The organism is Streptomyces sp. NPDC054786, from assembly GCF_053611685.1.
In genome coordinates this window covers 71,286-85,912 of the sequence record NZ_JBSHAW010000032.1, presented here as the reverse complement: position 1 = coordinate 85,912, position 14,627 = coordinate 71,286, and the positions used below count along the sequence as shown (strand labels likewise).

Here is a 14,627-nt window from a genome sequence, read left to right as displayed (position 1 = left end):
AGCCGCCACCCCGCGTGGCGCACCCCTCGCGCGGGAAAAGGCGCTGAGTGCACCCACATATCGAGGACTACGCGCTCATCGGCGATCTGCAGACCGCCGCACTCGTCGGCCGCGACGGCTCCATCGACTGGCTGTGCCTGCCCCGTTTCGACTCCGCGGCCTGCTTCGCCGCGCTCCTCGGTGGCAAGGACAACGGCCACTGGCGGCTGTCCCCCCGGTCCTCCGAGGCCCGCGCGGAGCGCTCCTACCGCGGCGATTCGCTGATCCTCGACACGGTGTGGGACACCCCCACGGGCAGCGTCCGGGTCATCGACTTCATGCCGCAGCGCGACCGTCAGCCCGATGTCGTACGGATCGTCGAGGGCCTGAGCGGCAGCGTCGAGATGCGCGGGGTGCTGCGGCTGCGGTTCGACTACGGCCGGGTGGTGCCCTGGGTACGGGCCACCGAGGGCTGCCGGGTCGCGGTCGCCGGGCCGGACTCCGTGTGGCTGCGCACCCCGTCCCAAGGCCACACCTACGGCAAGGACTTCAGCACCCGCTCGGACTTCACCGTCGCCGCGGGTGAGCGCACCGCCTTCGTGCTGACCTGGCACCCCTCGCACGAGCCCCGGCCGACCCGGATCGACCCGTTCGAGGCGCTCCAGGACACCCTGGAGGACTGGCACACCTGGTCCGCGCGCTGCCGCTACAACGGGCCCTACCGCGAGGCCGTGATGCGCTCGCTGATCACCCTCAAGGCGCTCACCTACGCGCCCACCGGCGGCATCGTCGCGGCCCCCACCACCTCGCTGCCCGAGCAGCTGGGCGGCGTACGCAACTGGGACTACCGCTACTGCTGGCTGCGCGACGCCAGCCTCACCCTGAACTCGCTGCTCTCGGCCGGATATCTGGAGGAGGCCGGTGCCTGGCGGGACTGGCTGCTGCGCGCGGTGGCCGGCGCCCCCGACGATCTGCAGATCATGTACGGGCTGTCCGGTGAACGGCGGCTGCCGGAGGCCGAGCTGCCGTGGCTGTCCGGATACGCCGACTCCGTGCCCGTCCGCATCGGCAACGCCGCCGTCGAACAGCGCCAGCTCGACGTCTACGGGGAGGTGCTCGACTCCTTCCACATCGCGCGCACGGCCGGGCTGGCGTCGGAACCGCACGCCTGGAGCATCCAGCGCGCGCTGTTGGACTACCTGGAGTCCAGCTGGCGCGACCCCGACGAGGGACTGTGGGAGATCCGCGGGCCGCGCCGGCACTTCGTGCACTCCAAGGTCATGGCCTGGGTGGCCGCGGACCGGGCGGTGCAGGCGATCGAGGGGAATCCGAAGTTCGGCGGGGACCTCGATCGCTGGCGGGCGATGCGCGACGAGGTCCGCCGCGAGGTGTGCGAGCGCGGCTACGACGCCGACCGCGGCACCTTCACCCAGTTCTACGGCTCCGGGGAACTGGACGCCGCGACCCTGCTGATCCCCCGTGTCGGGTTTCTGCCGGGTGACGACCCGCGGGTCCTGAGCACCATCGACACCGTGCGCCGCGAACTGACGCACGACGGGCTGGTGCGGCGTTACAGCACCGAGGGCGGTTCGGTCGACGGGCTGCCGGGTGACGAGGGCACGTTCCTGGTCTGCTCGTTCTGGCTCGCGGACGCGCTGCGGCTGAGCGGCCGGCGGCACGAGGCCCGGAAGATGTTCGAGCGGCTGCTGGACCTGCGCAACGATGTGGGGCTGCTCTCCGAGGAGTACGACCCGGCCACCGGCCGCCAGCTGGGCAACTACCCGCAGGCGTTCAGCCACATCGGCCTGGTGGGGACCGCCTTCGGTCTGCAGGAGGGGGCCGAGGCAGACTAGGGCCATGGATCTTGGACTCACCGACCGGACATACCTCGTCACCGGGGCGACCCGCGGCCTGGGCTTCGCCACCGCCCGTGAACTGGTCGCCGACGGCGCCAACGTCGTGATCACCGGACGCACCGAGGAGAGCGCTGCCGCGGCCGCCGCCTCGCTCGGCGAGCGCGCCCTGGGGGTGGCGGCCGACAACGCCGGCCCGGAGACCCCCGACCGTCTGGTGGCCGCGGCCCGGGAACGCTTCGGCCGCCTGGACGGCGTGCTCATCAGCGTGGGCGGCCCGCCGCCCGGCAGCGCTCTCGACAACACCGACGAACAGTGGCGGCAGGCCTTCGAGTCGGTGTTCCTCGGCGCGGTACGGCTGGCCCGCACGGCCGCCGCCGAGCTGACCGAGGGCGGCGTGATCGGCTTCGTGCTGTCCGGCTCGGTGCATGAGCCGATCCCCGGACTGACCATCTCCAACGGGCTCCGCCCCGGTCTCGCCGGCTTCGCCAAGTCACTCGCCAACGAGCTGGGCCCGCGCGGCATCCGTGTCCTCGGCGTACTGCCCGGCCGGATCGCCACCGACCGGATGACCCAGCTCGACGCGCTCTCCGGCGACCCGGAGGGCACCCGCGCCCGTAACTCCGCTTCGATCCCGCTGGGCCGCTACGGCAAGCCGGAGGAGTTCGGCCGGGCCGCGGCATTCCTGCTGTCGCCGGCCGCGTCGTATGTCACCGGGGTGATGGTGCCGGTGGACGGCGGGGCCCTGCACGGCTTCTGACGGGGAGCCCGCGAGGAACCGCGGACCGGCCCTAACTGACCCGCTCGGGCCGGTGCTTGACCGCACGCAGCCGGACGTCCGCCGGCAGCCGGTCGAGCCCGGCCGAGCGGCGGGCGTGGGCCACCGCCTCGTCCGACAGGCGCCGGACCACGGTCTCCGGGTCGGCGTGCGGGGCGAGGGCCAGCAGGGCCCGGACCCGCGGTTCGCTCCGGCGCCCGGTCAGCAGCACGCCGGCCCGGTCGACGCCTTCCAGCGACTCCGATTCGGCCGCGAGGACGCCCTCCAGCGCCCGGCCGCGCAGCGTGGCGCCCTCGCCGTCGCCGCTGTCGACGAGGATCTCGTTCACCCGGTGCCGCCGCAGCTGGGACAGCAGCCACCACAGCATCAGCAGCACGAAGACGGCCAGGGCGGCGATCACGACGGGCCACCACCAGCCCTGGCCGGTCCAGCGGGTGCGCTGATGCGCGGAGAGCAGTACGTCGTCGGGGCGGGACCAGGGCCAGTGGGCGGGCAGGTGGAGATGCCATTTCGCGGGCAGGCCGAGGCCGCCGAGCAGCACCAGGCCACCGGTGCCGAGCAGCACCACGCCGGTGACGCCGAGGAGTACCCGGTTGATCGCTCTGCTGACCCTGCGCATCGCTCGCTCACCTCTTCTTCGGGCGCCGGACATCCACACGCAGGCCGAGCCGGTGCGCCAGCCCCAGTTGCCGCAGGCCCTCGCCCAGCGCGGCATCGAGGTCGGCGCGGACCTCGTCCAGCTCGCGGAAGTGGGAGACGGCGTGCGCCTTGGCCTTGTGGCGGCTGACCTTCATCCGTACGGACTGGACGCCGGCGACCTCCATGGCGCGGTCGCGCAGCACCAGCGCGGCGGCCGCCCGGTCCAGCCCGGCACGGATGTCCGGCGCCGTCCGCCGCATCGGCAGCACCTGGCGCAGTCCGGGCGTGACGGCCAGCACGATCAGCCAGATACCGAGCACCACGGCGATCGCGGCGGCGGCCAGCACCCAGGGGTTGTCGAGGTGACGGGTGGCCAGTTCGCGGGCGAGCCGCCGGCGCCAGGCCATCGCCGGGCGGTGGGCGCGCACCGTGACCACGTCGTAGAGCAACAGCCCGCCGGCGGCCAGCAGCACCAGCGCGACCACGGCGGCCGGCACCCGGCGGGCCGACCAGAAGCGACCGGTCCGGCCGTCGTCCGCGGTGCCCGTCGCGGCCGCGTCCGGGGCGGACCCGGTCGTATCGGCCGGCTCCGGCGTTTTGTCGAGGGTGGGCAGCCGCCGGGTGTCCGGCTGCTCGGCTCCGTCGTCGCTCATCGCACCCTCCCGCGGCCCGTACCCTCCAGCAGCGGGGAGTGCAGACGCTCGACCTCCACGGCGACCTCGGGCACCTCCATGCTCGCCAACGCCGTTACCCGCTCGGCGACATGACGGCGCACCACCCGGCACTGGGCACCGATGTCGGAGGGGTAGCCCAGCTCCACGGCGATCCGCACCCGCGCCTCGCCGAAGTGCCGGCGGTCCTCGCGCCGGTGAACGGTCACCGTCGCATGGGCGCTGGTGGGGGCCTGCGGGGACTCCCCGCGCAGCGCCTCCCGGGCCGCCTGCGCGGCGATCTTCGCCACCACCCGGTCCGCGATTCCGGTCGCGCCCCGCTCACCCGCCGGTACGGCGGCAGCGGCGGCCGGGGACACCGTTGCCACCCGGCTTCACCGCCGCCGGTCGTCGCGGTCGCCGCTGCGCGGACGGAAGAAATCGCCGGCCTGCAGATCCCCGTCGAGGAATCTGCCGGCCACGAAGCCGAGGGCGCCCAGTGCCGCCACCAGCACGAAGGCGCCGAAGCCGCCGAAGTATCCGGCGAAGCCCAGCGCCATACCGGCCAAGAGGCCGACCACGGCCATGCTCATCGTGCGCTCCTTCGCTGCCGCTCCGGACGGGCCCGGCTATTGGAGCCGTGGCTCCGATCCCTCTTCTTCGTCTTCCTCGTCGGGCAGCTTGACGTCGCTGACCGCGATATTGACCTCGACGACCTCCAGGCCCGTCATCCGCTCCACGGCGGAGATGACGTTCTCCCGGACCGAGCGCGCGACATCGGCGATGGAGACGCCGTAGTCGACCACGATCTCCAGATCCAGTGCGGTCTGCACCTCGCCGACCTCGGCCTTGACCCCACGGGTCGCGGTCGCGGACCTGCCACCACCGGGCACCCGGTCACGTACGGCGCCGAGCGTACGGGCGAGGCCGCTGCCCATGGCATGCACACCGAGAACGTCCCGCGCCGCCAGGCCGGCGATCTTCTCCACCACACCGTCGGCGATGGTGGTCCGCCCACGGGTCGCGGGGTCGCCGCCACCTCGTCGGGCAGGAGTCCGGGGCCCCTCCGCCTGCTGCTGGCTCTCGCTCATCTCCGTACGTCCCTTCTGCGGGGAGAAGCGGTCCGCCCGCTCCGTTGCCCACAGTAGGTCCGGTCTCCCCGGACCGCTCCGGGGATGCGGCAGCGGAGTGTTCCCCTCGGCGCCGTCCGGCACACCGCCCTGCCGTACGGACCGGTCTGCGGCAGGCTGGGGAGTTGTCCGGGACGTGTCCGGGAACAGGTCCGGGACCTGCCGGGAAAGGGGTGACGCGGTGGCCGCGAACCAGTTGGCGCAGACGGTGCGGGCGCAGCTCGGGATCGGCCGGGTGCTGCCGCTCGGCGGGCCCGCCGACGGGTCATGGATCACCGAGCGGGCGGCAATCGGGGCGCTGCGGGCGGCCGCCGGGACGCCGGCCGGAGTACGCATCGGCACGCTGCGACTGTCCGTCGCCGACCCGGGCCACGCCCCGGAGCCCGCGGTGCCGGCCCCGCCGAGCGCCCTGCCGCCCGGCCCGCTGCGGATCGAGGCGGACTTCGCCGCGGTCGCCGACCGCCCGCTGCCCACCGTCGCCGACCAGGTGCGCACCGCGCTGCTGGAGGCGGCGGTCCGGGCCCTGGGGCTGGTGGTGGGCGTGGTGGATCTGCAGGTCAGCGGGCTGCTGGAAGCGGACGAGGCACCGGAAGCGCCGCCCGCCGGCCGTACGGAGCCGCCGCCCGCCGTCCCCGTGGCCGATGACCGGACCGGTGCGACACAGGAGGGCCCGGCGGGGGTCACCGCCGTCGCGCGGAGCGTGCCGGGCGTGGCCCGGCTGGCACCGGTGCTCGGCGGACCGTCCCGCCCGGTGCGGTTCACCGACGGACATGTGCTGATCCAGCTGGCGACCGCGCCCGGCTACCGGGCCCTGGATGTCTCCTGCGCCGTGCGGCGGGCGGTGGCGGCCACGCCGGCGGCGCCGTCGACGGTTGCCGTGCTGGTCACCGCCGTGGAAGAGGACTGACGGGCGTGCCCGGCCGGGGCCGCCCGTCAGTGCCGGGGTACGGCGGGGCTACTCCCCCACGCCCGCGAGATCCCGCAGTCGGCGCGCCTGCGCGGCCCGTTCGGCGCTGCGCTGCTCCTCGTACGTACGGCCCGCGGCGCCGGCCAGCAGGGTCTTGGTCTCGATGACGGCGTCCCGCGGCGCGGCGGTGAGCGCGGCGGCCAAGTCGGCGACGGTGGCATCGAGTTCGTCCGCGGGCACCACGAGGTTGGCGAGGCCGGTCCGCTCGGCCTCCTCGGCATGCACGAAGCGCCCGGTGGCGCAGATCTCCAGCGCCCGGGCGTAGCCCACCAGCCCGACCAGGGGGTGGGTACCGGTCAGGTCCGGTACGAGTCCCAGGCTGGTCTCGCGCATGGCGAACTGGACGTCCGGCGCGACCACCCGCAGATCGCAGGCCAGGGCGAGCTGGAAGCCCGCGCCGATGGCATGCCCCTGCACGGCGGCGATGGACACCAGGTCGTTGCGCCGCCACCAGGTGAACGCTTCCTGGTACTCGGCGATCGTGGCATCGAGGTCACTGTCCGTGCCGCGCGCCAGATCGATGAACGACGGCTCGCCGTCGAAGCCTTCGGGCGTGAACGCCTGACGGTCGAGGCCCGCGGAGAAGGACTGGCCCTCACCACGCAGCACCGCGACCCGCACAGTCCCCGGCAGCAGCGAACCCGCCTCGGCGAGCGCCCGCCACATGGCCGGCGACTGCGCATTGCGCTTCGCTGCGTTGGCCAGGGTCACCGTGGCGATCGCACCGTCAACGGTGAGTCGCACACCGTCCTTGTCGAGCAGAGTCATGAGCGCCTCCGAGTCAGCCAGCCGCACCTGCGTGCGTAAGTGACTGAACGGTAACCTCCCGGCCGACTGCTCGGCCGACCGGGGGGACACCGCTGCACCCGGAGTCGCAGCCGTCAGGCCGATGCGGCCTTCTTGCCCCTCGTGGCTCCGCCGCGACCGCGCAGGACCACACCGGATTCGCTGAGCATCCGGTGCACGAATCCGTAGGAGCGGCCGGTTTCCTCGGCCAGCGCCCGGATGCTCGCACCGGAGTCGTACTTCTTCTTCAGGTCTGCCGCGAGCTTCTCGCGCGCGGCGCCGGTTACCCGGCTGCCCTTCTTCAGAGTCTCGGCCACCCGTGCCTCCTCGTGGGAAGTGCGCTCTGGACTCTCATGATCACCCCTCCCCGGCTTCCTGGCCACCCATTCCGCAAGGTCAGTACGACATCCTTTGCCGTCCGGCGCCCGCTCTCGCGGGCCGGAATCTCACATTCCGCCCTCGCGGAAGGCCGCTCGCGCCCGGCTTTGCGCGAGAAGGGGCAGGTCAGGTGGTGTGCCGCCGAAATGGCGACGGCCGGGCCCCAAGGGCCCGGCCGTATGCCGCAGGCTCGCCGGTGTACGAGCCGTTCTCACTCAGATGATGGATCACACATCGGCCGAATGATCCATACGGCATGATCCATCCGCCGTGATCAGGCCAGCGCGACCAGGTCCGCGTAGTCCTGGCCCCACAGGTCCTCGACGCCGTCGGGCAGCAGGATGATGCGCTCCGGCTCCAGCGCGTCCACCGCTCCCTCGTCGTGGGAGACCAGGACCACGGCGCCCGTGAAGGTGTGCAGCGCGCCGAGGATCTCCTCGCGGCTGGCCGGGTCGAGGTTGTTGGTGGGCTCGTCGAGCAGCAGCACATTGGCGGAGGAGACCACCAGCGTCGCCAGGGCGAGCCGGGTCTTCTCGCCTCCGGAGAGCACCCCGGCGGGCTTGTCGACGTCGTCCCCGGAGAAGAGGAAGGAGCCCAGCGTCTTACGGATGGCGACCAGGTCCATGTCCGGGGCGGCCGAGCGCATGTTCTCCAGGACGGTGCGGTCCGGGTCCAGGGTCTCGTGCTCCTGGGCGTAGTAGCCGAGCTTGAGGCCGTGCCCGGGGCGGACCTCGCCGGTGTCCGGTGTCTCGACACCGGCCAGCAGCCTCAGCAGGGTGGTCTTGCCGGCACCGTTCAGACCGAGGATGACGACCCGGGAGCCCTTGTCGATGGCCAGATCGACGTCGGTGAAGATCTCCAGGGAGCCGTAGGACTTCGACAGGCCCTCGGCGGTGAGCGGGGTCTTGCCGCACGGCGCCGGGTCCGGGAAGCGCAGCTTGGCGACCTTGTCGGAGGCGCGCACCGCCTCCAGGCCGGCGAGCAGCTTGTCGGCGCGCTTGGCCATGTTCTGGGCGGCGACGGTCTTGGTGGCCTTGGCCCGCATCTTGTCGGCCTGGGTGTTGAGCGCCGCGGCCTTCTTCTCGGCGTTCGCGCGCTCGCGCTTGCGGCGCTTCTCGTCGGCCTCGCGCTGTTGCTGGTAGAGCTTCCAGCCCATGTTGTAGATGTCGATCTGGGAGCGGTTGGCGTCGAGGTAGAACACCTTGTTGACCACGGTCTCGACCAGGTCGACGTCGTGGGAGATGACGATGAAGCCGCCGCGGTAGGTCTTGAGGTAGTCGCGCAGCCAGACGATGGAGTCGGCGTCGAGGTGGTTGGTCGGCTCGTCGAGCAGCAGGGTGTCGGAGTCCGAGAACAGGATCCGGGCCAGCTCGACGCGGCGCCGCTGACCGCCGGAGAGGGTGTGCAGCGGCTGGCCGAGGATGCGGTCGGGCAGTCCGAGGCTGGCGGCGATGGTCGCGGCCTCCGCCTCGGCGGCGTACCCGCCCTTGGTCAGGAACTCGGTCTCCAGGCGCTCGTACTTCTTCATCGCCTTGTCGCGGGTGGCGCCCTTGCCGTTGGCCATCCGGTCCTCGTTCTCGCGCATCTTGCGCAGCACGGTGTCGAGGTCGCGGGCGGACAGGACGCGGTCGCGGGCCAGCACGTCGAGGTCGCCGGTGCGCGGGTCCTGCGGCAGATAGCCGACCTCGCCGCCGCGGGTGACCGTGCCGGAGGCGGGGATGCCCTCGCCCGCCAGCACCTTGGTGAGGGTCGTCTTGCCGGCGCCGTTACGGCCGACCAGGCCGATGCGGTCGCCCTTGGCGATACGGAAGGAAGCGGACTCGATGAGGATGCGGGCGCCGGCGCGCAGCTCAAGGCCGGAGGCGGTGATCACGGAAAAGGCTCCAGGGCAGGAAGACGGCGGAATGGACGGACGGTCCGAGAGCGGGCTGCGCCGTCTAATGAACCCGAGGGAGAACTGCCATGGGAGGCAGTCTAACGGCCGCGTGCAAATACTTTTCCGGGCGACGGCCGGAGGCGCGGCCCCCGCGGGGTGCGCCGTGCGGCCGCCCGTTCGCACCGGCCCGCGTCGCGGCGCACCGAGCTGCGGCGGGCGGGCCGGACGCCTGGTCGGGCCCCGCCGCGAGACTGTGAGGCAGGTCTCACCGGGACGCCTCGGGCCGCGCCGCGGGGAGTAGTGTCACCGGCCGCCCGCCGCGGCGCTCAGACGCCGCCCGTGTGGACCTGGAACGCCGCGCGCCGTACGGCCTTGGCGAGCGCCGGGTCGGGGTGCGCCGCGGCCAGCGCCACCAGCACCTGGACGGTGCGGGGGTGCCCGATGGCGCGCACCTCCTGCAGGAGGCGCGGCACCGAGCCCTGGACCGCCGAGTCCAGGTGCCGCACCAGCAGTTGGGTCTCGCCGTGGTCGGCGACGGCCGCCGCGGTGTCCACCCACAGCCAGGTCGACTCCTCACGGGTGAGCACATCGGGGGCGGTCTCCGGGTCGCCGCCCTCGTGCTCGACCAGCCACAGCAGGGCGTACGGCCGCAGCCCCGGCTCGTCGGCCGCGGCGCGTACGGCGGGCTCGGCCGGGGCGCCGACCGCCCGCAGCGCCTCGAAGGCGAGACCGCGCAGCAAGGCGTCCTCACCGCGGGCCACGGTCAGCAGCTCCTCGACGGCCGAGCCGACGGAGCGGGCGGCGAGCCAGGCGCGGTATTCGGCACGGGCCGGTCCGGGGGTGAGCCGGGCACAGCCGCGGAGCATCGCCTCGGCGGACTGTTCGATATGGCCGGCCGGGCTCTGCGCGGCGACACAGATCTGCTCCAGCTTGACCCACACCGACCAGTTGCCGAGCGGCGTCAGCTGCGCCTCGGACGCGTCGTGGGGAACCTCGTGGACGCCGTCGTACGCACCGTTCGCAGGCACCAGCGCGCCGACGGTCAGCAGGGCGTCCAGCGCCCAGCGCAGCAGCTCGGCCAGCGACGCCCCCGCGGCGTCGTCGGCCGCCACCGCGGCATCGTCGTCGCTGCCCGGGGCCGGGTCCTGGCCGTACGGGACCTCGCAGCGTTCCGTACGCAGCTCGGCGACGCGCTGGTCCAGCATGTCGAGCAGCACCGGCAGCCGGACGGGCCCGGCCGACAGATGCAGCAGGGACAGCAACTGCGGCAGCGCCTCGACGACTTCGGCGACTATCGCGGGGCCGGCCGCGGCCGGCGCGGGGCGGGCCAGCGACCAGGCGTCGAAGAGGGCGACCCAGCCGCGCAGCACGGCGGTGTCGTCGCGGTCCCAGGCGCGCAGCCGCCAGCCGGGGCGGGCGAGGCCGCCATGGAGCTCGACGAGGCCGGCGAGCCGGGCCCGGTCCCAGTCGGTGCGGACCTGCTGCGGCGTCAGGCCCAGCGCCTCGGCGGCGCGTTCCGCCACGGCCTTCGGCAGCGCTCCGTCCGGGCCGGCGCGCAGCGCGGCGCCGTCGGCCCAGCGGGCCAGGCGGGCCGCGCCGGCCAGCACGGCGCGGGCCTGCCGGGCCAGTTCCGCGGGCGGCGGCGTGCCCTCGGGCGGGCGGGGCGCCGGGCGCTTGGTCCGGGTTGTCACCGCCCGGCGGGCGGCCGCAACCGGTTGACGGGGTACGAGTCGGAGCCGGGAGTCGCGCGGGGTACGGGACGTCACAGGAGCAGTGTTGCCGCTGTCGGCCCGAAAGCCCAATCGGAACCCTGCTTGCGATCTGCCGGGGGCATGTCATCCCGGCGACCCGTCCCTGATGGGGGGAGTTGTCTTCCCGTACGCCCTGGCGTCATCGGGGCGGCGGCTCCCGGCAGGGGGCGGCGGCGGCCCGGCAGGGACCGGTGCCCGGCTCCGCTCCGGGCCGGGCCTGCCCGGAGCGGGGGTCACATGAGCGGGGTGAGGAAGCGCCGCAGTGCCTCTTCGTAGCTCGGCGGATCGGCGTTCCACATCGCGGCGTGCGGTGCGTGCGGGACCGGCTGAAAGGTGATCAGGTCGGGTCGCCGGGCGGCGAGGGAGCGGGAGGCCGACCAGGGGGCGATGATGTCGTCCGGCCCGTGGAAGAGCAGGATCGGGACGTTCAGCCCGTCCGGGTCGACGGCGGCGGCGGGCCGGTCGACGGGCATCCCCGTGGAGCCCTCGGCGGCGCGTACGACCAGCGGCAGCAGGGCTCGCGGGACCCGCCGGGCGGCGGCCAGCGCACGGATCGTGGCGCTGCGGTCGAGGACCGGGGAGTCCAGGATCAGACCGCTGATGCGGGCGCGCAGCGCGGAGTGGGCGGCGGCGCGCAGCGCCATGGTCGCGCCGGTGGACCAGCCGTGGAGGACGACGTCCTGGGCGCCGTAGCGGACCGCGTAGCGGATCGCGGCGTCGAGGTCACGCCACTCGGTGTCGCCGAGGTGGTTGATGCCGTCGGCGGTGCGCGGGGCGCCGATGTCGTTGCGATAGGCCAGGTCGAGGACGGGCAACCGATGGCGGTGCAGGAACGGCATCACCACCATGGGGTGTTCGCGGGTGGTGCCCAGTCCGTGGCTGGTGATGACCCAGGTGTCGCGTACGCCCGGGAGGAACCACGCCGGGAGGGCGCCGAGTTCGCCGGGGATGTCGACGTCGGCGCAGTCCAGGCCGAGGGCGTCACGGGGGTTGCCGAGGTGCACCTGCGGGGTGAGCCGCATCCGGTTGCCCGGCTTGAGGATGCCGTGGGTGACCCGCACCAGGCGCCGCACCACCGCGTCGGCGGGGTGCGGGATCCCGTGGATGACGTCGCCCACCACCGCATGGCAGCCGGAGCCGGTGAGCCCGTAGGTGCCGGGCCGCAGGGACGCCAGACTGCGGGTGAGGGCGATGCGGTCCTCGGTGGCGGAGTGCACGGTGAGACGGGGGTCGCCCGGGAAGGGGTCGTCGGGCGACGGTTTCAGGGCAATGTCGCTGGCGTACCGGCCGACCGCCACGGCGGCCGCCCCGGCACCGATCACGGTGGTGGCGGCCACGGCCGCCGCGGTAACCAGGCGCACCCCATCAGTGTGCGCAGCGGTGCCGGAGGCGGCCACCTGGCGCAGTCGGTCGGGTGAGTGGCGGGCCGCCCGCCGGGTGCCGGGCCGCCCGCCACGACGGGCGCTCAGCCCTGCTGTCCGTAGCCCTGCAGCCGGGCGGCGGCCGCGTCGAGCTGCCCGGCCGACAACAGGCTCGGCGTGTGGCCCGGCACGGAACTCGCGGTCAGCCAGACCCGGCACATCCACTCCAGCTGGGCGGTGCGGTCCAGCGCCTGGTCGAGGCTGTCGCCGTGGGTGAGGGTGCCGTGGTTCTGCAGCAGGCAGCCGGTGCGGTCGCGGAGTGCGTCGAGCATGTGCGCGGCGAGCTCGTCGCTGCCGTACAGGGCGTAGGGGGCGACGCGTACGGGGCCGCCGAGCGCCGCGGTCATGTAGTGGACCGGGGGGAGTTCGGTGACGAGGGTGGAGACGGCGGTGGCGTACGGGGCGTGGGTGTGGACGACGGCGGTGGCCGTGGTGCTGCGGTAGACCGCCAGGTGCATCGGGACCTCGCTGGTCGGCCGGAGCTTCCCGAGGATCTGGCGCCCTTCGAGGTCGACCGCGGTGGTGTCGCCTGGCCCGAGCCGGTCGTAGGGGACGCCGCTGGGGGTGACCAGGACCAGGTCCCTGATACGGCGTGAGACATTGCCCGAGGTGCCGACGACCAGTCCCTCGGCCACGGTCCTGCGGGCGGTGGCGACCAGTTCGCCCCAGGCTTCGGCGAGGCGGTCGGCGTGGTCCTTCATGGGTCCTCCGGCGCGGTGCGGCGAAATGCGGATGCGGTGCGCGACACCGTACGAGCAGGCCGGGGCACAGTACGCCGGGGGCCCGTACGGACGATATCCGCCATATAGGGATATTTGCGCCACTGCTGAGAATTGGCCGGGGGTGGGCCTTCGCGCGTTGCTCCTCCGTTAACGTCGTCGAGGAGTTGCCGCGCCGGCAAAACCGCCGGAACGACTCGCCGCGCAGCTCATCAAGTTCGCCAACAGGTGAGGCGGAAGTGACGCCGGAGACACCTCCGCGTGAACAGTGCGGGGGTGTCACCACCGCGCCCGTCCCAGTTCACTTTCCGTTCACCCACTCTCCGTACGGTCCCAGCGACACTGACCTTCGAACTGATTGCCTGGGTGAATGGAACACATCACGCTTCTCATCGGGATCGTGATCGTCACGGCCTTGGTGTTCGACTTTACGAACGGCTTCCACGACACGGCCAATGCAATGGCCACCACCATCTCCACCGGGGCATTGCGACCCAAGACCGCGGTGGCGATGTCGGCAGGGCTCAACCTCGTCGGTGCGTTTCTCTCCGTGGAGGTGGCCAAGACCATCTCGGGCGGAATCATCGACGAGAGCGCCGGCATCAGACCTGAAGTGATCTTCGCCGGCCTGGTCGGCGCAATCGTCTGGAACCTGCTGACCTGGCTCGCGGGGCTCCCCTCCAGCTCCTCCCACGCTCTGTTCGGCGGTCTGATCGGCGCGACCCTGGTGTCCGTCGGCACCAACGGGGTGCACGGCGACGCCGTCGTGATGAAGGTTCTGATCCCGGCGGTGGCCGCCCCGATCGTCGCGGGCCTGGCCGCGATGGCGGCGACCCGGCTCACCTACCGGCTGACCCGCAACCGCGACGAGGCGGACACCGCCAAGGGCTACCGCGCGGGCCAGATCGCCTCCGCCGCCCTGGTCTCCCTCGCCCATGGCACCAATGACGCCCAGAAGACGATGGGTGTGATCACGCTCGCGCTGATCACCGGCGGAGTGGTCGCCCCGCACGCCGACCCGCCGCTGTGGGTCATCGCCTCGGCCGGTCTCGCCATTGCGCTCGGTACGTACCTGGGCGGCTGGCGGATCATCCGCACGATGGGCAAGGGCATCACCGACATCCAGCCGCCGCAGGGCTTCGCCGCCCAGACCGGCGCCGCGGCCACCATCCTGGCCTCCTCCCACCTGGGCTTCGCGCTCTCCACCACCCAGGTCTGCTCCGGCTCCGTGATGGGCTCGGGCCTGGGCCGCAAGGGCGGCGTGGTGCGCTGGTCCACGGCCGGCCGGATGGTCCTCGCCTGGGGCCTGACGCTGCCGGCCGCGGGTCTGGTCGCGGCGGGCGCCGCGTTCCTCGCCGGTCAGGGCAGCTGGGGCGTGACGGCGGTGGCCGTCCTCGCGCTGGGCATCTGCGGCGCGATCTGGGCCGCCTCCCGGCGCAAGCCGATCGACCACACCAATGTCAACGAAGGCTCGGCCGCGGAGCCGGTGGGCGTGGTGACCGCCGCGCTGCGCACCGTCTCCCCTCCCCCGGCAGGCCAGCCGGCGCCGGTGGCCGACATCCCGGAAGCCACCGACGCCCCGGAAACCGCCGAGGTCCCGGAAACCGCCGAGGTGCCGGTCCCGGCATCCGGCACCGACACCACCACACCCACCACCCCCGCCCGGCGCACCAAGGCCACGACGGTCTCCCGCTAGCTGT

Annotated in this window: 15 protein-coding genes; 4 read left to right on the top strand and 11 right to left on the bottom strand. The window is 73.2% G+C overall.

Going from position 1 to position 14,627, the window contains the following annotated elements:
* Window positions 1–47 precede the first annotated feature (47 nt).
* Together ACWGI6_RS25990 and ACWGI6_RS25985 are read left to right on the top strand one after the other, a co-directional pair.
* The gene (locus ACWGI6_RS25990) at window positions 48–1,832 is read left to right on the top strand and encodes a glycoside hydrolase family 15 protein (protein ID WP_453269740.1); all 1,785 of its coding nucleotides are present in this window, start codon (window positions 48–50) and stop codon (window positions 1,830–1,832) included.
* Between the two features lie 4 nt (window positions 1,833–1,836).
* Complete coding sequence (locus ACWGI6_RS25985) at window positions 1,837–2,592, top strand: SDR family oxidoreductase (RefSeq protein WP_453269739.1); 756 nt, start codon at window positions 1,837–1,839, stop codon at window positions 2,590–2,592.
* A gap of 31 nt (window positions 2,593–2,623) precedes the next feature.
* Here the strand turns inward: ACWGI6_RS25985 and amaP are convergent, their stop codons facing one another.
* Genes amaP through ACWGI6_RS25960 form a run of 5 tightly spaced genes read right to left on the bottom strand, consistent with a single transcriptional unit; the run spans window position 2,624 to window position 4,990 of the window.
* A complete protein-coding gene (amaP, locus tag ACWGI6_RS25980; RefSeq protein WP_453269738.1) occupies window positions 2,624–3,229 on the bottom strand; it encodes an alkaline shock response membrane anchor protein AmaP in 606 nt (201 codons plus the stop codon).
* A gap of 7 nt (window positions 3,230–3,236) precedes the next feature.
* The gene (locus tag ACWGI6_RS25975; protein ID WP_453269737.1) at window positions 3,237–3,902 is read right to left on the bottom strand and encodes a DUF6286 domain-containing protein; all 666 of its coding nucleotides are present in this window, start codon (window positions 3,900–3,902) and stop codon (window positions 3,237–3,239) included.
* Window positions 3,899–4,288 (bottom strand): hypothetical protein, encoded by a 390-nt coding sequence (locus tag ACWGI6_RS25970; RefSeq protein WP_453269736.1) that lies wholly within the window; start codon window positions 4,286–4,288, stop codon window positions 3,899–3,901. The genes ACWGI6_RS25975 and ACWGI6_RS25970 overlap by 4 nt, the downstream gene beginning before the upstream one ends.
* A 6-nt stretch (window positions 4,289–4,294) precedes the next feature.
* Window positions 4,295–4,492, bottom strand: coding sequence for a hypothetical protein (locus ACWGI6_RS25965; protein ID WP_393910309.1), 198 nt, complete (start codon window positions 4,490–4,492; stop codon window positions 4,295–4,297).
* Between the two features lie 36 nt (window positions 4,493–4,528).
* The gene (locus ACWGI6_RS25960; protein ID WP_453269735.1) at window positions 4,529–4,990 is read right to left on the bottom strand and encodes an Asp23/Gls24 family envelope stress response protein; all 462 of its coding nucleotides are present in this window, start codon (window positions 4,988–4,990) and stop codon (window positions 4,529–4,531) included.
* Window positions 4,991–5,210: 220 nt separating this feature from the next.
* On the opposite strand from ACWGI6_RS25960, the gene ACWGI6_RS25955 reads away from it, so the two are divergent.
* The gene (locus ACWGI6_RS25955; RefSeq protein ID WP_453269734.1) at window positions 5,211–5,936 is read left to right on the top strand and encodes a hypothetical protein; all 726 of its coding nucleotides are present in this window, start codon (window positions 5,211–5,213) and stop codon (window positions 5,934–5,936) included.
* A gap of 48 nt (window positions 5,937–5,984) precedes the next feature.
* On the opposite strand, the gene ACWGI6_RS25950 is transcribed toward ACWGI6_RS25955, so the two are convergent.
* From ACWGI6_RS25950 to ACWGI6_RS25925, 6 genes are all read right to left on the bottom strand, one after another.
* A complete protein-coding gene (locus ACWGI6_RS25950) occupies window positions 5,985–6,764 on the bottom strand; it encodes an enoyl-CoA hydratase/isomerase family protein (RefSeq protein ID WP_453269733.1) in 780 nt (259 codons plus the stop codon).
* Between the two features lie 113 nt (window positions 6,765–6,877).
* Window positions 6,878–7,099, bottom strand: a complete 222-nt coding sequence (locus ACWGI6_RS25945) for a helix-turn-helix domain-containing protein (protein ID WP_006606369.1) — start codon at window positions 7,097–7,099, stop codon at window positions 6,878–6,880.
* 335 nt (window positions 7,100–7,434) lie between these two features.
* Window positions 7,435–9,033, bottom strand: a complete 1,599-nt coding sequence (locus tag ACWGI6_RS25940) for an ABC-F family ATP-binding cassette domain-containing protein (protein ID WP_453269732.1) — start codon at window positions 9,031–9,033, stop codon at window positions 7,435–7,437.
* Window positions 9,034–9,362: 329 nt separating this feature from the next.
* Entirely contained in the window at window positions 9,363–10,802 is a 1,440-nt protein-coding gene (locus ACWGI6_RS25935) for a hypothetical protein (protein WP_453269731.1), read from the bottom strand.
* A gap of 218 nt (window positions 10,803–11,020) precedes the next feature.
* Window positions 11,021–12,148, bottom strand: a complete 1,128-nt coding sequence (locus ACWGI6_RS25930) for an alpha/beta hydrolase (RefSeq protein WP_453269730.1) — start codon at window positions 12,146–12,148, stop codon at window positions 11,021–11,023.
* 104 nt (window positions 12,149–12,252) lie between these two features.
* On the bottom strand, window positions 12,253–12,909 hold the full coding sequence (locus ACWGI6_RS25925) for a class II aldolase/adducin family protein (RefSeq protein WP_453269729.1): 657 nt from the start codon (window positions 12,907–12,909) through the stop codon (window positions 12,253–12,255).
* A gap of 388 nt (window positions 12,910–13,297) precedes the next feature.
* Here ACWGI6_RS25925 and ACWGI6_RS25920 point away from each other — a divergent pair, with 388 nt between their 5' ends.
* Entirely contained in the window at window positions 13,298–14,623 is a 1,326-nt protein-coding gene (locus ACWGI6_RS25920) for an anion permease (protein WP_453269728.1), read from the top strand.
* Window positions 14,624–14,627: the final 4 nt, after the last annotated feature.

What these genes read in the sequence shown, in the direction of transcription:
- ACWGI6_RS25985 (WP_453269739.1), top strand. Translation starts at nt 1,837, where the DNA reads ATGGATCTTGGACTCACCGACCGGACATACCTCGTCACCGGGGCGACC.
- amaP (WP_453269738.1), bottom strand. Translation starts at nt 3,229, where the DNA reads ATGCGCAGGGTCAGCAGAGCGATCAACCGGGTACTCCTCGGCGTCACC.
- ACWGI6_RS25975 (WP_453269737.1), bottom strand. Translation starts at nt 3,902, where the DNA reads ATGAGCGACGACGGAGCCGAGCAGCCGGACACCCGGCGGCTGCCCACC.
- ACWGI6_RS25965 (WP_393910309.1), bottom strand. Translation starts at nt 4,492, where the DNA reads ATGAGCATGGCCGTGGTCGGCCTCTTGGCCGGTATGGCGCTGGGCTTC.
- ACWGI6_RS25960 (WP_453269735.1), bottom strand. Translation starts at nt 4,990, where the DNA reads ATGAGCGAGAGCCAGCAGCAGGCGGAGGGGCCCCGGACTCCTGCCCGA.
- ACWGI6_RS25950 (WP_453269733.1), bottom strand. Translation starts at nt 6,764, where the DNA reads ATGACTCTGCTCGACAAGGACGGTGTGCGACTCACCGTTGACGGTGCG.
- ACWGI6_RS25925 (WP_453269729.1), bottom strand. Translation starts at nt 12,909, where the DNA reads ATGAAGGACCACGCCGACCGCCTCGCCGAAGCCTGGGGCGAACTGGTC.
- ACWGI6_RS25920 (WP_453269728.1), top strand. Translation starts at nt 13,298, where the DNA reads ATGGAACACATCACGCTTCTCATCGGGATCGTGATCGTCACGGCCTTG.